Here is a 21,050-nt window from a genome sequence, read left to right on the forward strand (position 1 = left end):
TAAAAATCAGCGGGAATGGCGTCCCACTGATTTTAGTTTCGATTTATTTCTTTAACTTATCTGTCTTCGCAATAGATTGAGCTGCTTCTGCGCGGCTTATCGATTTATCTGGAGCCCATCCATTATCTGTTCCAACTGAAATATTTTCTTGGATTAAAATATTCGTATACTTCGTGCCCCAATGATCTTTTAAATCAGCAAACTCTTTTATATGGACTTATAGCTTAGCCAATACTAAAAAACAAAAAGATATCCATCTCTATAACATACAGTCATAGAGATGGATATCTTTATTTTTATACTTGCAATGCTTTCTCTCTCAAAGCTCTTCTTAACAACTTACCAGTTGTATTCTTCGGCAGCTCTGTTAAAAATTCAATACTCTTTGGTACTTTATATTTCGCTAAATGTAACGTACAGTAATGCATAAGTTCCTCTTCTGTTACGTTAGTTTGTTTCAGAACGACGTAAGCTCGCACTGCTTCTCCTAAGTTCTCATCCGGAACACCGATTACGACAACTTCAGCTACCGAATCATGGCCATATAACACTTCCTCAACCTCACGAGGATATACGTTATAACCGCCAACGAGGACGATATCTTTTTTACGATCAACAATATAGAAGTAACCTTCTTCATCCATTTTCGCTAAGTCCCCTGTATAAAGCCAGCCGTCTCTAAGTGTCGCCGCTGTATCTTCTGGTGCATTATAATATCCCTTCATAACGTTAGGCCCGCGAACAATTAACTCACCAACTTCACCGACAGATACTTCTTCACCAAGTTCATTCACAATTTTATTCTCTACGTGCCAAATATTTGTACCAATTGATCCTGGTTTACGAGGACGATCTAACGGGTTAAAACAAGTAACAGGTGATGCTTCTGATAAACCGTATCCTTCTGAAACGATAACGTTAAAACGTTTTTCAAAGTTTTTCAGAAGCGCAACAGGCATAGATGCACCACCTGAAATACAAAGACGAAGCGTCTTCACATCTTCTGCACTTGCTTCTTCAAATAAAAATAAGTAATTATACATTGTCGGTACACCCGCAAAAATCGTCGGCCCATACGTACGACAAATGCGAAATACTTCTTTCGGACTAAACTTTGGTAACATTAAAATGGTCGCACCGTTCACAATTGGCGCATTTACCGCAACAGTTAAACAGAACACATGGAACATCGGCAGTGCCGCAACGATGCGATCATCCGCAGTATATTGTAAATATGACGCAACATCGTTAGCGTTACTATATAAATTTTTATGCGTTAACATAGCACCTTTTGGCTTTCCTGTTGTACCTGAAGTGTATAAAATAACGGCAACATCTTCTTCATCTAGTTGAGGGCCTTCGTAAGTTAAATCTCCAGTTCCTATAAAACTAGTAAACGTTTTCATTTTTTCCGTTTCTGTATGAGTAAAATCTGATGAGGTTTCGCATATGATGATATTTTCAAGTGAAGGAAGTCTTGTTGTAAGAGATTGTATAACAGGTAGAAGGACGTCGAGTACGATGATTGTTTTTACATCTCCATTTTGTAAAATATAATGCATTTCATCTGCTGTATAAATTGGATTAATCGGAATGACAGTTGCGCCAGCTTTCATCGTTCCGTATAAGCCTACTAAAAAATGTGGCGAATTGCCGACAGCTAATGCGACATTGTCCCCTTTTCCAATGCCCATTTTTGCTAAATTGCTAGAAAACCTTGTGACCATTTTGTTTAATTGGTCATACGAGACCGACTGATCCATAAATATATAAGCCGGTTTATCCCCCTTCTTTTTTGCCGTTTCAGCCAAAGATTGAACGAGATTCACATAAATCCCACCTTTATAAAATTTAGAATATTTAAAAATTCTAAATTAATTATATTAAAAGAAAATTAAAGTAGCAAGTGATATTCCATTAACTGAATATACAATGACTACTTTTCCCAGAACACTTTGGAAGGATAAGGGAATTATCTATACAAGAAAAGGGTGCAAGCATATAGTTAAGCTATTGCTGAAATCATTTTAGGATAATATGCACTCGCTTTTTCAGATATATCGACCGTAACTCAATTTTTATCAGCGATTTCTTAAATATATCGATTTACCGACAAAAGACGACAATCTATACAAAAAGAAAGAGGCTGTCTTTTATGACAGCCCCTTCACTTTTAGAAGAATAAATGTAGGAAACCTTCTGTTGTTATATTACCGAAATAGCGTGCGATATCTACACCTTCTAAAGCTACAGCGAATGCATCTTTATCAAATTGTATGCCTGTTAAACGTTCTTCAATATCATGAACATCTAGTGAGCCAAAGAAATCGCCGTAAATTTTACATTCTGTTACTGTTCCTTTTTTTACTTCAAGACGAACGTCAACTTGTCCAACTGGGAAACGATGTGAATGTTGCAAGTTGAACTTCGGAGATTTTCCGTAGTTCCAATCCCAATTGCGATAACGCTCTTCAGAAATTTTATGAATTTCTTTCCAATCAGCTTCTGTTAATTCGTACGTTGGAATTTCTGTTTCACCTTCGAAAATTGTCTCTAATAGAAGTTGTCTAAACTCTTCTGTCGTCATTTTTTCGTTTAAGAACTCTGTAATATTCGCAACGCGGCTACGGATTGATTTAATTCCTTTTGATTGAATCTTATCCATCTTCACTTTTAGTGCTGATACGACGTGATCGATTTCAGAGTCAAATAGTAGCGTACCGTGACTAAACATACGACCTTTCGTTGAGAACTGCGCGTTACCTGAAATTTTTCTACCTTCAGCTAGAATGTCGTTACGACCACTTAGCTCTGCATTTACACCTAATTTACCAAGCGCCTTCGTTACAGGTTCTGTGAATTTCTTGAAGTTGCTGAAACTATCTCCATCATCTTTCGTAATAAAGCTGAAGTTTAAGTTTCCTAAATCGTGATATACTGCACCTCCGCCTGATAGACGACGAACGACGTGAATGCCTTTTTCTTTTACGTAATCAGCATTAATTTCTTCCACCGTATTTTGATTTTTACCAATGATAATGGAAGGTTCGTTAATATAGAACAGTAAATATGTTTCGTTAATATCTAAATTCTTCACACAATATTCTTCAATAGCTAAATTTATAGTAGGATCTGTAATCCCTTTATTATCAATAAATAACATCGTATCACCTCATGAATTCCAAACGTAACCACTATGTGCAAGCGTAATGTGGCCACTGAAAATTTGTTTTGCTTCTGTTACTAAATCAGATGGATTGCCAGTATGCGGCAAGTGCGTTAATAAAAGTTCTTTTACATTCGCATCTTTTGCAATACTTGCTACTTCTGTACTATTCATATGCCCTGCTTTCGCAGCTTCTTGATGTGCATACATATTACACTCACAAATGAAAAGATCAGCATCTTTTGTGAACGGAATAAATTCAGGAATATAGCTTGAATCAGCGCTGTATACAACGACATCATCGCCAGCTGTAATACGCATCGCAAAGCATGTAACAGGATGAACAGTTTTTAAGAATGAAATGGAGAATGGTCCAATTTGAAGTGTTTCTTCTGGATTGTATGCGATTCCTTTCGTATGCGGTGCATGCGTTAAAGAATTAAATCCATCCTCATCAAACGGATGACCGTAAATTGGTAATTCCGGTAGTTGTCCTTTCGTTGCACTCGTAATTAATCTCGCATATTGCAACACCCCAATGTCTGCAACATGATCGTGATGATAGTGCGACAGTACAACTGCATCTATATCAGATGGTGTTATATATTTTTGAAGCTGTGCTAGTACACCACTACCACAGTCAACAAGTAAACGAAAACCATCGTGTTCAAACAAATACCCCGACGTTGCTTCTCCCGCTTCTGGAAAGCCGCCCCAAAAGCCGACAACAGTCATTTTCATATGTATCCATCCTTTCTAAAACCGAGTAGCAATGCAGTTTTTCTCCGTACTTGAGAAAGTTTTTTACTTACATCCCACATTGTTAACTATAATCCATTTCCTAAACTTTTTCATTAATTTTCAATTTTGTTATAAAACAGTTATTGACTTTTATTTTTTGTACTAATACAATGATAGTAAGAAATGGAAATGGAGGGATTGACATGATCGATCAACCAATGGAGTTTTTCAGAAATTTACCGACGAAAACTTGTGCTCATTGCGGGAAGGAAATTGATGAGCAACACGAAGCATACCATAACAAATGTGACGATTGCGTTCACGAAGAATAGTAGTTTGTGAACATAAAAAAACCTAGCAGACATAGTCTACTAGGCTAATAACATCTTATCCTTCATCGTTGAACCTTTCACCAAGAGCTCCAGTTCAAACTCATACAATTCTTTTTTTCGATAATTTTTCGTATGGATTTTATCCATCATTAAGTCGACAACTTTTCGGGCCATTTCATCAATTGGCTGTTCAATTGTCGTAATACCTGGCTCTGTAATCTGTGATAAAATTTGATTATCAAAACCGATAACAGCGAGATCCTCTGGAATGCTCCAGTTATGGCGTTTCGCCTCTGAGATAATTCCAGCTGCAACCTCGTCGCCTCCTGCCAATATCGCGGTAGGATTTTTTTTGTCCTTTAATACTTCATGGAATATTCTTTTTCCATCATCCCAAGAGAAAGCGTTTTCAAGAAAATCAATCGCTTCCACTTCTCTACTCTTTTCAGTAATAGCGCGTAAAAAGCCCATTTTTCGCTGTTGGCTCACTACTTTCGTTTCGTTACCACGGCAAAAAATAAGATTACGATATCCTTGTTCTAACACATGATTGGCCGCTATGTATGCTCCTTGCGCATGATCAAATTTCACTGTTGGAATATTTGCTTCCTCAATATATTCATTACATAACACGATTGGACCGTGTTGTAAGTATGGCTCTACATCCTCCCACGGATTTTCTAGTGAACATAGAATAATCCCATCTACTTGTTTCGTAGATAATAATTGTAAATACTCCATCTCTTTTTCCGGTAAATATCTTGTTTGACAAATAATCAGTTTATATTTATGTTCAGAAGCAGCAATCTCGATTGCTTCAATAAATCTACTGAAGAAAGGATTTGTAATCCTTGGAACTAGCACCGCAATTGTTTCCGTTTTTTGTTTACGAAGCCTTCTCGCCGCAGAATTAGGAACGAAGCCTAAATGCTTCATCGCTAATTGAACCCTTTTTTTCTTCTCATCTGAAACATATGGATGATTATTGATCACCCTAGAAACCGTTGTCCTTGATAACCCCGCTAATTTCGCCACGTCCTCGATAGTCGACACGAAATTCTCCCCCTTTGCATGAAAACGTTTTCTTATCCTGATTATATAGTATATTATTGGAAACTGCAATATGGGTTCTTATGATTTTACTATATTAATATTATACATAGGAAAAAGTCTGTTAATTGCAGAAAGATATATACTACTTTTAGAATTTCACAATTAAAATATTTATTAAATAAAGGATGATATTTCATGAATCGGATGGATCGTTTATTAGCTATATTAATTGAACTACAAAGAAAACAAACTGTTACAGCACATAGTTTAGCCGAAAAATTTGAGACAAGTAAAAGAACAATTTATCGAGATATGGACGCACTCAGTGAATCCGGCGTTCCCATTTTTTCAATGCCTGGTCACGGTTATTCCTTAATGGATGGTTATTTCTTACCACCCATTCAGCTTACGCCCGAAGAAGCCGTTACTCTTTTATTAGGCGGTGATTATATTGTGAAAACTTTCACTTCTTCTTTTTCTGTACATGCGCAATCAGCAAAAGAAAAACTTGAGGTTGTCCTCCCTACTGATCAACAAAAGAAAATTGAAGAGCTGAGAGAAACTTTCCGTTTCCTTTCTCCTATATTTTCACATCAGCAACCTGAGCGAGAAAAACTAGAAAACCTACTTTTCTTATTGCAAGAATCTATTCAGAAAGAGCAAGCTATCTCTTTTTCTTATCTTAAGCCGCGTGAAACTACGAAAATAAAACGAACTGTTCACCCTTATGGCTTAGTCAACATTTCAGGAATTTGGTACATCGTTGCTCATTGTTTACTTCGAAAACAAATACGTAATTTTCGTTTAGATCGAATGGATGAATTGCAACAAGAACAAGCCTTCTTTACAAAACCTGAAGACTTTTCCTTACAAGACTATCAACCTGAAAACAATCGAACTGTTACGATTCATTTATTATTCCCACCCCATATTGCACATAAAATTATTGAATCACGGTACTTTTTTATAGATTCATACGAACATCAAGATAATAGTTTTCATGTCTTTTTGAAATCAAGAAATATAGATGAAGTCTTTCAATGGGTATTAAGCTGGGGGAGCCAAGTGCAAGTACTAGAGCCAAAAATTCTTTCTGAGAAAATACATGAGGAAGCAAAAAAAATGTTAAAACTTTAATTTTTTTATTTCACTACTGACATAATGTTGTCAGTATCCCTCCTTTATAGTAAGTATCAACAAATACATTTTCATAAAAAGGAGCTAACAATATGAACAAATTTGAGGATTTAGCGACGTATTACATTGAGGAATTAGAAAAGTACTCTCTCGAACAATTTAGAATGAAACCTTCTACAGAAGAATGGTCTCTTGGTCAAATGTATAATCATTTGCTTTCGGCTACATATATGCAGTTAGATGCAATCGCGAAATGTAAAACTGAAACGCCATCTGTAACTAACAAAAAAACGGATATGGGTGAAAAGGTATATATAATGGGTGCTTTCCCTGACATACAAATAAAATTACCAGATCATCCGGGATATACACCCGAAAATCCAACTAACAAAGAGGAAGTACAAGAACGTTTTCTGGAATTAATTACAGTTGTTAAAAACATTGAGCCAACACTTACTTCTATTCCAAATGATTGTAAAGTAGAGCACCCCGGGCTTGGTTACTTAAATGCGGCAGAATGGTTCCAGCTTATTTCTATGCATTTTGCACATCATCTTCGTCAGAAAGAAAGATTGGAGACAAAAGTTTTAGTGTAAAGAATTATAAAGTGAAACTTTAATCAGTGGGGGGGTTGTTCATCCCCCACTGATTATCAGCCTTCACCAATCGGGCTTTTACGGGCAGTTGATCTCCCACCTAACTTCTTTGCTCCAGCCGAATTTTGAGGTGGGAGTCTTACTGCCCACAAATAGCGGGATAAAAGGTGGTTTGTCCATACCCAAACCACCTTTTTCATATAAGCGTATAATTATACTTCCCACATATCTTTACGGTTTAGATATTTCCTGCATCAATCCAGCCATGCTCGCTAATAAGCTAGTAAAAACGAAAAGTACAAGAATAAGAGGAATCAGTTTGTCTTTTTTTAAATTAGTTATCGTTTTTAAACCTATCCCTAATAAAACGTAATACCAAATATTAAATATATCTATTCTTTGAGCGATTGTATGTAAAATCATATTATCTGTTGCTATTGCACCTAAACCTGTATAAGATATCTCATATCCACTTAGAAAAAATGCAATTAATCCGTTTAAAATCATCCCTAATCTTAATATAAACGAAGCATAAATAATTATCGGGAATGTTTCTTTATAGTTAATATCAACTCCAAAGAAAATCATAATGTTCTTATAGAATATAGGTGCAAAAAGTATAGCTACGATTCCGCTGACTGCTGAAATTCCAAATGTAGTAAAGAAAGTTATGTATTTTGGAACAGTAAATCCCGTTTTATCATGAAACATACTAAGTACGGGATTATTTAAAGAATTCCAAGACATTAAGGCACTTGAAATTATAATAAGTACAATTAAAAGAGCTAATGGAAAGAACATATTTCTTTGATTCTTCATCCTTTCGAATTGCAGTGTTGGCGAAGTGAATATCCCAAAAACCGATGGTTTTCCCGAAATCTTTTCATGCATAAGACTACTAGCTTGCAAGAAAATTCCCCTTCCTCATTACATTTATAACTCTTCCCACTTCGTCCACACTTCTCTCTCATTTACACGATACATATTATCCTCGCGATCCATAAACCCATGCACGATAAACTCTCGTCTAATTGTACAAAAATCTTCATGATATTGTTTAATGAATGTATTCATTTCTTTCTCTGTATATTGATTCTCTGTATTTAATTTGCTAACTAAATGCTCTAATAACACTAACTTTTTCTTTTTTTGACCTGGAATCGATTTTAAACGATCCTCTTTATCAAAAAAGTTACGAATGGTCGTATCTCGAAATTTCATTTCGCTTTCGGTCATTTTGTTACCCTCCATCAGTTTTTATATAATAAAACTTTACTATTTTTCTTTACCGTTTTTCTTTATTCTTTCACTTAAAATATCAATAAGGTAATATCCACTAATTAACACATAGTAGAATGCAAGCATTCCAAATATATCTTTCATACTTGTATATTCTTTTTTATTAAACAATATAGGTGATAGGGCGAAAACAAGAAAGAAGATCAGTGGATATAAGATAAAGTGAAACTTTAATCAGTGGGGGTTTTGTTCATCCCCCACTGATTATTAGTTGAACCAATCGGGCTTTTACGGGCAGTTGATCTCCCACCTAACTTCTTTGCTTCAGCCGAATTTTGAGGGGGAGTCTTACTGCCCGTTAATGCGGGATAAAATAATACGTAAGATTTCCTTTCATCATATCCACTCCCCTGTAATATGATTCTATCCAAATTGTTGTGATTCCTTTCTTTCGTTTAGTCTACACATAAAATATAGTAAAATTAAGGAAAAGATATTCTTTGGAAAGTAATAACAATGCTGCGTAATATTCAAAAGACCATACACCAAATATGCAATGTTGCATATTTGGTGTATGGTCTTTCTTGCTATAATAATATCCATATAGATTGTATTTTAAATAAAAAAGGATTATATGCAATGAATCAAACTTTAGAGGATGCAAAACAACTATTACATCATGAAGAAAACATTTTATCCACTTTAAGATGTTCACTTACTGGCTATATTATTACGCATAATGTCCCTCGTTCCGGATTGTTACTTGCCACTAATAGGAGGGTTATTTTTTATGGACAATCATTCAAATATTGTAAAAATGCATTGATTGCGGAATTTGAATATAAAAAAATCCTATCCATAGAGACGAAAAAAACATTCTTTGATAAAAAACTAATATTTTACTATGAAGACGATTATATAACGGTGGGACAAATTTTAAGCTCGAATATTGAAGGGTTTTTAAATGTAATACAGAGAAAAAGAATTCAATAAAGTGAAACTTTCATCGGTGGGGGTTCATTCATCCCCCACTGATTATTAGCCCACACCATTCGGGCTTTTACGGAATAAAATACTGTTCAGCTAAAAGAGAAGTACAGTTCACCTTTCTTACAACTGTATTTCTTTTTCATTTTTACTCCTTTCATCCACACTTCTCTTAATTTACTTATCACTCTTATGTCTGTAACCTATTATTCAAATTGAAAAAACCCATATGGAAAATTATGTTATAATTAACTTATACATATTTTGGAGGGGAAATAGTGAAAAAAGCTATTATAGTATTAAGCATCCTATATCTTATTTTAACTGTACATACAGGAGCTGTTCTGTTAGGAAAAGAAGATTATAGAGGTGCTATCAATACATTAAAAGAAACGAAGGAAGTCTCTTCCTTTCAATCTGCAAAAGACGGTGTGATTTTATTAAAAGGCACGTTAACTACTACACAACCTATTACAGAGGAAAAACTTCAAAATAAAGAATTCGCACTTCTTGAAATTAATACATATAAACGACGAAAGGCAAATTGGAAAAACATTGATACCGAGCAGCATATTGCAAAGCAGCTCTTACTAAACAATGAAGCTCTTCCTGCATTAAAAGAAATCCGCTTCTCAATGGAACCAATTACACTGTCAGGCAAAGATATTTCCGCCGAAGACTACACACTAAAAAAAGATGATACTCAATTAACAATTAAAGGTAAAGGATACCGATACACAGGAATAGAAAACAAATCAGACACTCTTATTTTTGGTATAAAAAAAGGAGATACACTTGAAGGTTATAGTGGCTCTGAAATTCTAATAGGAAAAACAAAAGAGGACATTGCCAGCAACATGAAACTATATACTTTTGCTGAAAGATATGGCCCATTTATTTGGATTGTAGCTACAATTATTCTTATAAGTATTGTTATATACTTGTTCCGGAAAAATAGAAAAACAAATGAACTTTCTCAACCAATAAAACAAGACAAATAAAAAAAGGCACCATTTCGGTGCCTTTTTTTATTTTCCTTATTTAAGCTTCAACCGATTGATTTTCAGCAATATTTCTAAATTGTCGTTTATGCATCCAAGTTAACGAAGCGATTGTACCGAGTGATAATAAAACGATAAAGATCATTAATATCCCTATATTTTGCCACATGAAGTTAAAATCTCCGCTCGATACTACTGCTTTAAAGCCTGATACAGAGTATGTCATCGGTAACCAGGCATTAAAGTGTTGTAAAAACTTCGGAATTAATTCTAGCGGGAATGTTCCAGCACTTGTTGTAAGCTGCATAATTAATGTTAAGATAGCGATGAAACGCCCTGCGTCACCAAACGCTGTTACTAAACACTGAATTAATGAAATAAATGCTAAACTCGTAACAATACTAAAGAGTATAAAGTATGGAATACTTTGTACTTCTACACCTAATCCGAACAATAATATGAAATCTGCTACTATTGCTTGAATAATCCCTACTGATAGTAAAACCCCAAACTTACTAATAAACCAGCTAAATCCTGATTTCGGAACGCCTACTGTATCACGTAATGGATATACGATAGATAATAGTAGTGCCCCAACGAATAAACCGAGCGATAAGAAGTACGGTGTAAATCCTGTTCCGTAGTTTGGTACTTCCGCCATTTTCTCTGTTTTCACTTTTACTGGGCTTGCAAACATATCATACGTTTTATCCGTTCCTTTTACTGCACCTGTTTTTTCTGCCCCTTCACCAAGTTTCTCAGCAAGTTCACTAGATCCATCGTTTACTTTTACGAGTCCATCTGTCACTTTTCCTGATCCGTCAGCTAGTTTATTTACTCCGTCGATTAGTTGGGTTGAGCCAGTTGACATTGTATTTAGACCACCATTTAGAGTGCCTAAGCCAGTTGTTACTTGATTTGAGCCTTCTGCTAATTGAGTTACTCCACCTGACATTTGGTTTGCTCCTACAGATAACGTTCCTAAACCGCCTGTTACTTGGCTTGAGCCTTCTGCTAATTGAGTTACTCCACCTGACAGTTGATTTGCTCCTACAGATAATTGACCTAATCCTGCTGTTACTTTTCCAGATCCACTTTGTAATTGAGTTACTCCATCAATTAATTGACTTGAGCCATTCTTTAACCTATCTACACCTACTTTAGCATCACTTAACCCTTCACCAAATCCATGAAACTTACTAACAAATTCGTTTTGTGCATCCTTTAATTTCTCAATACCACCCGTTAAAGTTTTAAACTCTTTTGGATTCGGTAGTTTATTTTGCATTCCACTTGTCGTTTGATGTATTTCACCTTTTAATTGTTTTACTTCTTCATTTAATTTATTTGTTCCACCTGCTACTCCAATGGCTTTCTGTTGCACTGTCGCTGTACTTTTTGCCGCACTTGTTATAAATGGTTGTAACTGCTCTTGATATTCTTTTGGTAAACTCTCAATTTGCTTTTGCAAATTAGCTACATCTTGTGCCGCATTTTTTGCATCCCCTGCTGTGGATTGAGTGAGTTCATTTAACTGATTTACATTTTCTCCAGCTCCATCTATTTTCTGATTTACTGTATTTAATATAGAAGGAACTTTCGACTGCATTTCCTCTAGACCTGCAACAGAATTTTGTACTTTATTATTTAACTCCTGCAAACCCTTTTGAATCTCTTGGGACCCTCTCTCTAATTGACTTTGTCCCCCAACAAGTTTTTCCATACCATTTGATAGTTCAGTTGTTCCCGTTTTTAATTCACCTGATTTACTTACCAATGTGTTCAAACCGTTGGTTACTTGCTCAGATCCATTTCGCAATTCGCCAATTCCTTTTTGCATCTCACCTGTTTTGCTATTTAACGTATTTAAACCTGCTGTTACTTTTCCAGATCCATCTATTAATTTCCCTATACCTGTCTGCATCTCACCCGTTTTGCTATTTAACGTATTTAAACCATTTGTTACTTTTCCAGACCCATCTATTAATTTATTAGATCCATCTACTAACCTTCCAACTCCATCCTTCATCTCACCAGATTTCCCTTGAAGTGTATAGAGTCCATCCGTCACTTTACTTGAACCGTCATGCAATTCACTTGCTCCGTCATGTAACTTATTTGCTCCATCCGCTCCATCTGCTAATCCTTTTGAAACATCTTTTATGGAATCAAACATTTTCTCTGCATACGTTTTCGTTAACGTACTTGATACTTCACCTTTAATTTTTTCGATTGCTGTTCCGCCAATTTGTGAAGATAAGAAGTTTAAACTTTCATTTGGAATATATTCTAAGTTTAATGGTTTCGGATCGTCTTTTAATAACGTTGTAGCATTGCTAGAGAAGTTATCAGGAATACGTACTAACATGTAGTACTTCCTGTTTTCCATTCCTTCTTTCGCTTCTTTTTCACTTACAAATTCCCATTTAAAACTTTTATTATCTTTTAAGTTATCAACGAGCCCTTTCCCAACTTCAATTGGTTTCCCATCAAATACTGCACCTTTATCTAAATTGACTACCGCGACCGGTAAATCTCCTAACTGTTCATACGGATCCCAAAAAGCCCATAAAAACATACCCGCATATAAAATCGGCACAAATAAAACCGCAATAATTGGGATTAATATTTTTTTACTTTTTATAATCTCTGCAAATTCTTTACTAAGCAACTTATACCCTCTCATAATTTCTCCCCCTTTTCAAAATGACCAAAATCTTAATTCGGTCATTTTTACACAAACAAAAAGGCTATATTCTGTTCATACATATGCCTTATCCCCGAATTTATTACTATGCAACTTTTTCTCAATATAATTGTAAATTTTCTATTATCCCCCTAAATTAAACATATGACCAATTTGTTCATTTAGTCATTTTTTATAAAATTAAAAGGATTATCTTAATTTGACAATCCTTTTAGTAAATAAAGTTCAAATAATTCTGCGATTTTTTCTTTTTCTAACGGTTCATGATTCTTTTCCCAATCAAAAATAAGGGATACGTATAAGCGAAGCATAATAAATGCTGTAATTTCTGGATCACATTTGCTAATTTCACCTTTTTCAATCGCAATCTCTAAATAAGATTGAATGACAGAAACGATTTCCACATCTACTTGTTGCATCACTTCTTGTACTTCTTTCGTTCCCATATCACGCTCTTCTTGAATTAGTTTAATCATGAGCTGATGTTCTTTTCTAAATTCTAAAATGCTATATAATGCCTTATGCACATTTTCAAAAAATGAAATATCTGAACGAATTGCGTCTTTTGCAACTTGCTTCATTTCTGTAATTAAATTAGAAATAATTTCGCCAAATAGTTCTTCTTTATTTTTGAAAAAAGTATAAATTGTTCCTTTTCCTACATTCGCTAACTTCGCAACTTGATCCATCGTCGTCGCCTTATAACCGAATGCTGAAAAAGACTTTGTTGCAGCTTCAATAATAGAACGTTTTCGATCTATAGCCACATCGTCACCTCCAAAAATGACCAATTGGATAATATAGTCAACCGGTACATATTTGATATTACCACACGCTTACATTCTATACAAGTTCTCTTTTTTAGTTATTCCCAGTATGAAAAAATTCCAGTCAATTTATATAATACTGTCATAGTGTATCAGAAGAAAAGAGAAAAAGAAAAGGTGATCTTAAGATATAAATCTCAACATCACCGTTTTACTATTTCAACATAGAAAGCATAATTCTCTCTAACTCTTCTTTATGTATATGATCGAATAGTGCTTTTTCTAGTTTGTCTAAACTAGAATTCAATATGCCCTCTCTTTTCCTTTCACTCTGACAATCCTCTTCTACGGTGAAACCTTACTTAACAGCACATAAATTTCTCTTTTTCTAATAATCAAATAAAAAAACAAGAAAATCTTTACAATTAATAGTAATATAGAACATAGACATATTTATAAAAATAGTGGAGGCTTTTTCAGTCATGGTGCGTGCGCTTCGTTTAAATATAAAGCAAGCTTTTGGTAATCGTGTTTCTTTAATTATTATGTTTAGTGGATTAGCTCTTATTTCTATTTATCATTATTATTATGTTATTCGTTATTTAGGAGATGTAGCGAATGGGTCGATAACAACAGCTGTTAAATGGATTGGATTTAGGGATAATGAAATGGATGTTTATTTATTATTAATGCCAGTTATTGCAAGTTTACCATTTAGTACAAGTTATAATTCCGATAAATCCGATGGTTTCAAAGCTTTTATAAGTAACGACGTTTCCATCTTCTCGTATTCCTTTACAAAGTATATCGCTACATTTTTCTGTGGGGGATTTCTTTATACTTTACCATTCATTCTTTCTTTATTATTTTGCAAATTAACAATTCCAAATGGAGAACCAACCGCCGGTACTGGCATGATAAACGACAACGGGATGTTCGCAGAGTTATATTATTCTTCTCCCCTTACTTATATTTCTATATATATTGGGATTAATTTTTTATTCGCTGGTTTAATGGCCCTCTTAGGTTTAGCAGCGTCCACATGGTCACAAAAGGATTACATGGCAATTCTGTTTCCATTTGCAGTTACTTCCATTCCTTACGTCCTAATAAATACAATATTCCCTACAATTGGCGGAGCACCTATTCATTTGTATGATCCGAAACAACCATTACAGGGAATGTCACCGTACATTTTAATTATGCAATGTGCATTTTTCTTCCTTATCGGCTTATTCATGTATATAAAAGGTTTACAACGGGACAAAAAAAGGTATATGAGAAGACTTCAAAGGCGCGATCGATGTAGAAAGGCGTTTCAGCCATTATAAAAACCTAGTTTCCTTATGTTACATAGGAAATTAGGTTTTATTATTTTAAAAAAACTAAATGCGATACTGCACTTTTAAGGTGTACCAGCCAAACTCCACAGAATAACAATAGCTGCATAATAAATTGCTCTAGCACCTACTACTAAACATAATAAAATAATTGCGTATTTACTTAATTCCTCTTTAGCACCTAATACAGTAAAGATAACTGCCAAACCAAAGGTTATATAAGAAATTGCGTTGTTTATTGCAAAATACAACGTATCTAAATGTTGCATAAGCCCTGTTATATCTGCTACAAACTGAAACAGTACAACAAGACTGAAAAAAATACCAAGCTGATTCATTAATCTCCCATTTAATCGAGCTAACATCTTTTGTCCCCTCCCCCCACAAAAAAATAAATATTCAATTAATTTTATCATAAAACTTACAAAAAAAGGATTTTCTATATATAATCCTAAAAATTAGTTATATACTATTGCTCGGGCCTCTTTCCACAAAATAAAGAACGCTTAGATACCTAAGCGTTCTCTCACTTTAAGAAGCCTTCTTCAAATCAATTTGAGCAAGTACTGGATCGTGGTCACTTACACGTCCATGTTCTTTCATAATGTTTGAATTTAAGTGTACAGGGTCTATAATTGTGTGCGGTGCGATATTATTCGTTACTAAAATATGATCTAGCACTTGTGCGTTCCCCTCATGAATGTACGTGTAGCGGTTCTCTTTCGGCACTGTATTTAACATATCTTTTAATATCGTTCCTTGCAGTTCCTTTAGTGGTTTTGAGAATTCGAAATCATTCATATCACCTAGGACAACAACTGGCGCATTCGTGTTCTTTTCTTGAATACCTTTTACAAAACGATTCACTTCTTGTGCTAATTGTACTCGTTTCTCTTCACTCTTTAATACGAGCGGCTGTACTTTTCCAAATGGCGTTGCATCTCCTAATTTTGAATTTAAGTGATTTGCAACTACAACGATGTTTTGTCCTTGGAACGTAAATTCTGCCGCTAATGGTTTACGTGTACTTTCAAATAATGCATTTTCGTCTCCGATGCGAACTACGTTTTTATCTAATAACTTCGGTACTGTCGCTAATTTTACACGTGATGGGTTATAGAAGAAACCGACGCGAATGTTCGCTCCAGGTGCTCCTCCGTCTTGATTGTCTTTCGGCGCAACTTCTACATACTCATACTTCGGTCCACGAATTTCTAATACGGCATCAATGATACGTTTTGCACTTAAAGAAGCATCTGTTGTACCGTCATTTATTGTTCCATTATTATCTTGCATTTCCTCTACACCGATAATATCTGGCATTTTTAAATTGTATTTAATAGAATAAGCTAACGCTTTTACTTTCTCATCTGATGTTTCTTTTTTATTCGCTGAGAAGTTTTCAATATTATATGTAGCAACTGTTAACTTATCAAGACGTGGCTGAATATTTGCCCCTACTTGCTTAAATCCACCGTCCGTTGCAGATGGTAATTCCGTTACTGGCGAAATGCGGTATGAACCGTAGTCATATCCTACTACTCCTGTTATATCTCCAGTGAAAGTATCTCCTGCTTTCGCTACATAATCACGAGGTACCTTTACAGAAAGACGTTCTGGGTTTAATTGATCTTCATCTAAAAGTGGTGTACCAAATTGTGTTACCACCTTATTGCCACCATTTTTAACCGTTACGTATAAGTTACCATTTTTCTGAGGAGCGATAATTTTTGGTGTTGGCATCGTCACACGCATACCTTCTAAGCTCTCATAAAAATCAATCGCATCTTCATTCGGATCAAATAAACCAAATCCATCATTATCAATAATTTGATCAGGGATTTTCACACCATTTTCCCCTAGTACAATCGGTGCTGGTAGTTCTTGATTATTTGCAAGTACTGAAATACGACTCGCCTTAATTTCTGTCGTCGTTAAATCTGTTTCAAATCGCTCTGCATATCCAGGTCCAACATATTCTTCTACTTCTCCATCAACTTGAATAAGATCTCCTACCGCTACATTCGTATCTTTTTTGTATACATAAATACCTTCTGACGTAGCTGGGTCATTATCCGGTTGATTATCTTCTATATAAAAACCATTTTTATCAAGCGCTGTGACAACGCCTTCCACATTGTTTACTTTCTTCCCGTTATAAGGAGAAATATGTGATTTCCCTTGAATATCATGAATACGAACTGGTTCATTTTTTACGATAATAAACGAAAATGTCGAAACCGCTGAAGAAGTAAGCCCTTCTTTTTCTGCGATTGCTTTCACTACACTATTTTCATTCACTATAATTTGTCCGTTATAACGAACACTTTTATTTGTAGGATTAGCCCCATCTAACGTATAGTAGATTGTTGCTCCTTCTGTATTCGTTGTTAATGTTACCGCTGTTCCTTTTGCAACTTCCCCGCCGTTTGGTGAAGCCACTACATCGCTAACACGGTTTTGTTCTTCCCCTTGAAACTTATAAGCTGTTACTGATTTTAAACCTGGACTACTAAAATATAATTCAAGAGTCCCTGTTAATTGAACTTTCTTCCCGATATTTTCAGGGTGATCTTTCACATTTACTGCCGATCTCACATCGCCTTTTGGCAATTGAACAGGCATTATCTTGTCTGGATTCGTTTCGTTTGGCGAATCGGCAATTGCCACATTTGTGTCGTCAAACTTAGCCGGGTCCTTGGTGTATTTAGAAGGACTTTGCGTATATCCGACAATATATCCTTCCACTATCCCCTTCGTTTTCCCTTGCTGCTTAAATACTTGAATTGCTTTTTCTACCGACATAGAAGTATTTTCTTCTGCTTGCGCTAAAGTTCCAGTAAATGAAAGCAATAGTATCAATGATAAAAAGACACTTAAGAGTTTCTTCACAGCCATTTTCCTCTCCTTAATTCATATTTTCTCAGCATTTCTATCATAACAAATGATTCGTTATATAGAATGATATTTCGACAAGTTTTACAAAAAATTTATTTAATTTACAAGTTTTCAAACTATAATACAAAATAATAATTTTACACCTTCCACGAATGCGATTTATAATATTAAAGAGATAAAAAGCAGAAAATATCGAAAGTTCATTGGCATGTAAAATGGATTCATTTGAAGAGGAGTGATTGGATGCAAGCACAAACCGAAACATACCGCGCAGCTATGAATGGAACATTAGAACGTCATTTTTCAGATATGATTGCTGTTATACCAACTAGAATTACAATTGATCAGTTAAAACAACGGCTAGAAACTATCTCTACTAAAGTTGATGAGTTAAAAATTGTCTATAGTGATGAGACAAGCCTTATTGTAGAGTTACATCTGAATGAAAAAGTCATACCATATGAGCTACACATAGATGAAACGGATGATCCAGAAGAATATAAAATGTACAATAGACAAGATTCCACAATCGTAGATCATACTTTTGAAGATGCTGCTTTTGGCACTGAGATTTTCACACGTACACTATTTGTAGGCGATGTACTCAGCTGCTTTTTCCATCAGTTGCAATTTTTATGGCACCTTGCACCGGACTTGTTATTTGTAATCGATTCTAGTGCAGCCATGAAGGTCATATCTAGAAACTATATTGAATATCACGTTGAGAATGAATTATTACCTGACATTCCTGACTTATACGTTATTCATTCTGTTTATGAAGACGATACAGAAGGCGAGCCTACGCAATATTGGTTTCATACACACGGCCTTTTAAGAGCAGGCGTAACAGAAATAGAATTAATTATTCCAAATCGCATTTCTTCCTACTACGGCATTGGCGATCTTTTTCAAACATTTGCTAATAATGCCGTTGAGAATGGCCAAGTCCCAATGAATGAGCCTATCGTTATCGCACATAGTCAGCAAGGTTCCATACATACAGTAGCCGTTCCGTGGGAAAAAGGTTTACCTTACATTGGACATAAAACGAGTATGGATCACTTATCTTCAATTGAGGATGAAGAAGTGAAGCTACAGCCAATCGATGCACAAAACGTATTTCTCGGGGGGATGGATGACCGAGATGAATACCATCAATCTCCATCTGTTCTCTTGTTTAAATGTAATACTACCGAAGAATATATCGAAAGCTTTTTCAAAGAACACGAGGAAGCTACAGGGCTCATGTTCTATAAAACAAATAGTGAAACGGATCGTATGGCTTATAATGCGAAAAATACTTTCGGGTATTTCAGCAACATTTTTCACATTGAGCAATCGAATGAAGATTTTCGTTTTCTCGCTAAGTTTGGTGTCTCCTACGAAGAGGGAAAAAGTGAACATATGTGGTTTGACATACAAGACATTACGGAAGATATGATTCAAGGAATACTCATTAATGAACCGTATTTTATTGAAGATATGAACGAAGGTAATTCTTATCATTTAGATTTTGAAAATTTAACTGAGTGGGTTATATATGCTGGAGATGCAGTTATAAAACCAAATAACTTATATATGTTTATTGGCTAACAGGTATTTTATTCAATAAACAAAACGCCTTCAATATAATTGAAGGCGTTTTGTTTGAAATATTTCACTGTGCGACTAATTCAGTCTCCATTACTTTCTCCAAATGAGATAATACATGCTTTGCCGCTAATTCTCCTTGATTAATACACGCAGGAAGACCAGAACCAGCATAAGAACTTCCGGCTAAGTATACACCTGGTAATTCTTTCTCCATAAATGTTGTGAGCTTTTTCATTCGCTCTTTATGGCCTACTGTATACTGAGGCATCGCTTCTTTCCAGCGGCTCACAATTGTGAATTCTGGATTTGCTGTAATATCCATCGTCTTTTGTAAGTCCTCTAATACGAGCTGCACAATTTCCTCATCCGTTTGTTCGACGATTGCTTCATCACCAGGGCGTCCGACGTAACAGCGAAGGAGTGCTTTTCCTTCTGGTGTTGTATGCGGCCACTTTTTATGAGTCCACGTACATGCTGTAATGGAGAAGTCACTATTACGTGATACGACAAATCCCGTTCCGTTAATATCACGCTGAATTGCAGACTTTGGAAAGGCTAATGCCACATTCGCAACTGATGTAGACGGAATGTTACGGAAGAAACGAAACTGCTTGTACTGCGCAAACATAGACGGCAATACTTTATGCGGAGCTGCGACTACAATCGCATCTGCTTCCATTTCTTTTCCGTTACTAAGAGTAATCGTATAGCCATCACCAAGTTTTGCAACTTTCTCAATACGCGTTCCCTTCATTATCGTACTTTCATGAATCTTCCCTTCAAGAGATTCTACTAAAGATTCTAAACCGGTTTTTACAGTTTGGAAGATTCCTTTTTTCAGCTCAGCCTTCTCTTCTTTCGGAGCGAGCGTACGCATACCGAGTGAAATACTACGGTGCTCCTGTTCAATTTGATAAATTTGAGGGAATGTTGACATTAAACTCATTTCATCAATATCCCCTGCATAAATACCAGATAATAATGGCTCAATTAAATTTTCAACCACTTCATTTCCTAGACGGTGTCTGAAAAATTGCCCGAGTGATTGATCAGAAACTGGTTTTGATCTAGGCATTAATAAGTCAAAACCAGCTCTTAATTTACCAATTGGGGAGAACAATCCGGAAAATAGAAACGGAGTAATTTGCGTTGGAATTCCCATCATTGATCCGCTCGGCATTTTATGTAACCGATTGTTTACGAGAACGAACGATTGACCGGTCGCATTATTTACAAGTTCATCGCCTAGTCCTAATTCTTTCACTAACCTAGCTGCGCTCTCTTTTCTCGCTAAGAAAGAATCCGGTCCACGTTCAATTGTAAATCCATCTTTTCGAACGGTTTGAATTTTTCCGCCAAGTTTACCCGATGCTTCTATAAGCAATGTATCGAACGGCAAGTTTTTTTCGCGAATTTCTTTTTGTAAGTAATACGCTGTCGATAGGCCTGTAATGCCACCGCCGACGATCACAACTTTTTTCCTCAAAATAGTT

General features: G+C 35.4%; 19 protein-coding genes and 1 pseudogene. 7 read left to right on the top strand and 13 right to left on the bottom strand.

The window, feature by feature from the left end:
- Positions 1–43: 43 nt before the first annotated feature.
- The 4 genes and pseudogenes from MR109_RS12115 to MR109_RS12130 all read right to left on the bottom strand — a co-directional run.
- Positions 44–208, bottom strand: a pseudogene (locus MR109_RS12115) (S-layer homology domain-containing protein); the annotation flags it as partial.
- 88 nt (positions 209–296) lie between these two features.
- Positions 297–1,829 carry a fatty acid--CoA ligase family protein gene (locus MR109_RS12120; protein ID WP_242272209.1) on the bottom strand — a complete coding sequence of 511 codons (1,533 nt, stop codon included), beginning with the start codon at positions 1,827–1,829 and terminating at the stop codon, positions 297–299.
- Positions 1,830–2,173: 344 nt separating this feature from the next.
- The gene (locus MR109_RS12125) at positions 2,174–3,163 is read right to left on the bottom strand and encodes a lipoate--protein ligase (protein WP_242272210.1); all 990 of its coding nucleotides are present in this window, start codon (positions 3,161–3,163) and stop codon (positions 2,174–2,176) included.
- Positions 3,164–3,172: 9 nt separating this feature from the next.
- On the bottom strand, positions 3,173–3,907 hold the full coding sequence (locus MR109_RS12130; RefSeq protein WP_242272211.1) for an MBL fold metallo-hydrolase: 735 nt from the start codon (positions 3,905–3,907) through the stop codon (positions 3,173–3,175).
- 203 nt (positions 3,908–4,110) lie between these two features.
- On the opposite strand from MR109_RS12130, the gene yhfH reads away from it, so the two are divergent.
- Positions 4,111–4,239 (top strand): protein YhfH, encoded by a 129-nt coding sequence (gene yhfH / locus MR109_RS12135; RefSeq protein ID WP_000567010.1) that lies wholly within the window; start codon positions 4,111–4,113, stop codon positions 4,237–4,239.
- 39 nt (positions 4,240–4,278) lie between these two features.
- On the opposite strand, the gene MR109_RS12140 is transcribed toward yhfH, so the two are convergent.
- Positions 4,279–5,292 carry a LacI family DNA-binding transcriptional regulator gene (locus MR109_RS12140; protein WP_071717684.1) on the bottom strand — a complete coding sequence of 338 codons (1,014 nt, stop codon included), beginning with the start codon at positions 5,290–5,292 and terminating at the stop codon, positions 4,279–4,281.
- A 195-nt stretch (positions 5,293–5,487) separates the two neighbouring features.
- Between MR109_RS12140 and MR109_RS12145 the strand changes: the two genes are divergently transcribed.
- Both MR109_RS12145 and MR109_RS12150 read left to right on the top strand, forming a co-directional pair.
- Entirely contained in the window at positions 5,488–6,429 is a 942-nt protein-coding gene (locus MR109_RS12145) for a helix-turn-helix transcriptional regulator (RefSeq protein ID WP_242272213.1), read from the top strand.
- 92 nt (positions 6,430–6,521) lie between these two features.
- Positions 6,522–7,025 (top strand): DinB family protein, encoded by a 504-nt coding sequence (locus MR109_RS12150; protein ID WP_242272214.1) that lies wholly within the window; start codon positions 6,522–6,524, stop codon positions 7,023–7,025.
- 231 nt (positions 7,026–7,256) lie between these two features.
- Here MR109_RS12150 and yknW read toward each other — a convergent pair whose 3' ends face one another.
- The 3 genes from yknW to MR109_RS30205 are packed head-to-tail and all read right to left on the bottom strand — an operon-like array spanning position 7,257 to position 8,483.
- Positions 7,257–7,934 (bottom strand): YknW family membrane protein, encoded by a 678-nt coding sequence (gene yknW / locus MR109_RS12155; RefSeq protein ID WP_242272216.1) that lies wholly within the window; start codon positions 7,932–7,934, stop codon positions 7,257–7,259.
- 24 nt (positions 7,935–7,958) lie between these two features.
- Positions 7,959–8,261, bottom strand: coding sequence for a DUF2087 domain-containing protein (locus MR109_RS12160; protein ID WP_025148724.1), 303 nt, complete (start codon positions 8,259–8,261; stop codon positions 7,959–7,961).
- A 39-nt stretch (positions 8,262–8,300) separates the two neighbouring features.
- Positions 8,301–8,483, bottom strand: coding sequence for a hypothetical protein (locus tag MR109_RS30205; protein WP_242272253.1), 183 nt, complete (start codon positions 8,481–8,483; stop codon positions 8,301–8,303).
- 420 nt (positions 8,484–8,903) lie between these two features.
- Between MR109_RS30205 and MR109_RS12170 the strand changes: the two genes are divergently transcribed.
- Positions 8,904–9,257: a PH domain-containing protein gene (locus MR109_RS12170; RefSeq protein WP_242272218.1), complete on the top strand. Its 354-nt coding sequence runs from the start codon at positions 8,904–8,906 to the stop codon at positions 9,255–9,257.
- A 272-nt stretch (positions 9,258–9,529) separates the two neighbouring features.
- The gene (locus MR109_RS12175) at positions 9,530–10,252 is read left to right on the top strand and encodes a hypothetical protein (RefSeq protein ID WP_048369797.1); all 723 of its coding nucleotides are present in this window, start codon (positions 9,530–9,532) and stop codon (positions 10,250–10,252) included.
- Between the two features lie 40 nt (positions 10,253–10,292).
- Here the strand turns inward: MR109_RS12175 and MR109_RS12180 are convergent, their stop codons facing one another.
- Positions 10,293–12,938 (bottom strand): YhgE/Pip domain-containing protein, encoded by a 2,646-nt coding sequence (locus MR109_RS12180; protein ID WP_242272219.1) that lies wholly within the window; start codon positions 12,936–12,938, stop codon positions 10,293–10,295.
- Between the two features lie 215 nt (positions 12,939–13,153).
- A complete protein-coding gene (locus MR109_RS12185; RefSeq protein WP_002170730.1) occupies positions 13,154–13,726 on the bottom strand; it encodes a TetR/AcrR family transcriptional regulator in 573 nt (190 codons plus the stop codon).
- A 482-nt stretch (positions 13,727–14,208) separates the two neighbouring features.
- On the opposite strand from MR109_RS12185, the gene MR109_RS12190 reads away from it, so the two are divergent.
- Entirely contained in the window at positions 14,209–15,057 is an 849-nt protein-coding gene (locus MR109_RS12190) for a hypothetical protein (protein ID WP_242272220.1), read from the top strand.
- Between the two features lie 74 nt (positions 15,058–15,131).
- Here the strand turns inward: MR109_RS12190 and MR109_RS12195 are convergent, their stop codons facing one another.
- Both MR109_RS12195 and MR109_RS12200 read right to left on the bottom strand, forming a co-directional pair.
- On the bottom strand, positions 15,132–15,431 hold the full coding sequence (locus MR109_RS12195) for a hypothetical protein (RefSeq protein ID WP_071717693.1): 300 nt from the start codon (positions 15,429–15,431) through the stop codon (positions 15,132–15,134).
- 166 nt (positions 15,432–15,597) lie between these two features.
- Positions 15,598–17,964 carry a DUF6359 domain-containing protein gene (locus MR109_RS12200; protein ID WP_242272221.1) on the bottom strand — a complete coding sequence of 789 codons (2,367 nt, stop codon included), beginning with the start codon at positions 17,962–17,964 and terminating at the stop codon, positions 15,598–15,600.
- 243 nt (positions 17,965–18,207) lie between these two features.
- On the opposite strand from MR109_RS12200, the gene MR109_RS12205 reads away from it, so the two are divergent.
- Complete coding sequence (locus tag MR109_RS12205) at positions 18,208–19,557, top strand: DUF4026 domain-containing protein (protein WP_242272222.1); 1,350 nt, start codon at positions 18,208–18,210, stop codon at positions 19,555–19,557.
- A 64-nt stretch (positions 19,558–19,621) separates the two neighbouring features.
- Here MR109_RS12205 and hemY read toward each other — a convergent pair whose 3' ends face one another.
- Positions 19,622–21,043 carry a protoporphyrinogen oxidase gene (hemY, locus tag MR109_RS12210; protein WP_242272224.1) on the bottom strand — a complete coding sequence of 474 codons (1,422 nt, stop codon included), beginning with the start codon at positions 21,041–21,043 and terminating at the stop codon, positions 19,622–19,624.
- Between the last annotated feature and the right edge of the window lie 7 nt (positions 21,044–21,050).

This window comes from Bacillus cereus group sp. BfR-BA-01310, from assembly GCF_022664325.1.
GTDB classification, from domain to species: Bacteria; Bacillota; Bacilli; order Bacillales; family Bacillaceae_G; genus Bacillus_A; species Bacillus_A paramycoides.

What these genes read in the sequence shown, in the direction of transcription:
- MR109_RS12125 (WP_242272210.1), bottom strand. Translation starts at nt 3,163, where the DNA reads ATGTTATTTATTGATAATAAAGGGATTACAGATCCTACTATAAATTTA.
- MR109_RS12130 (WP_242272211.1), bottom strand. Translation starts at nt 3,907, where the DNA reads ATGAAAATGACTGTTGTCGGCTTTTGGGGCGGCTTTCCAGAAGCGGGA.
- yhfH (WP_000567010.1), top strand. Translation starts at nt 4,111, where the DNA reads ATGATCGATCAACCAATGGAGTTTTTCAGAAATTTACCGACGAAAACT.
- MR109_RS12145 (WP_242272213.1), top strand. Translation starts at nt 5,488, where the DNA reads ATGAATCGGATGGATCGTTTATTAGCTATATTAATTGAACTACAAAGA.
- MR109_RS12150 (WP_242272214.1), top strand. Translation starts at nt 6,522, where the DNA reads ATGAACAAATTTGAGGATTTAGCGACGTATTACATTGAGGAATTAGAA.
- MR109_RS12160 (WP_025148724.1), bottom strand. Translation starts at nt 8,261, where the DNA reads ATGACCGAAAGCGAAATGAAATTTCGAGATACGACCATTCGTAACTTT.
- MR109_RS12170 (WP_242272218.1), top strand. Translation starts at nt 8,904, where the DNA reads ATGAATCAAACTTTAGAGGATGCAAAACAACTATTACATCATGAAGAA.
- MR109_RS12180 (WP_242272219.1), bottom strand. Translation starts at nt 12,938, where the DNA reads ATGAGAGGGTATAAGTTGCTTAGTAAAGAATTTGCAGAGATTATAAAA.
- MR109_RS12190 (WP_242272220.1), top strand. Translation starts at nt 14,209, where the DNA reads ATGGTGCGTGCGCTTCGTTTAAATATAAAGCAAGCTTTTGGTAATCGT.
- MR109_RS12195 (WP_071717693.1), bottom strand. Translation starts at nt 15,431, where the DNA reads ATGTTAGCTCGATTAAATGGGAGATTAATGAATCAGCTTGGTATTTTT.
- MR109_RS12200 (WP_242272221.1), bottom strand. Translation starts at nt 17,964, where the DNA reads ATGGCTGTGAAGAAACTCTTAAGTGTCTTTTTATCATTGATACTATTG.
- MR109_RS12205 (WP_242272222.1), top strand. Translation starts at nt 18,208, where the DNA reads ATGCAAGCACAAACCGAAACATACCGCGCAGCTATGAATGGAACATTA.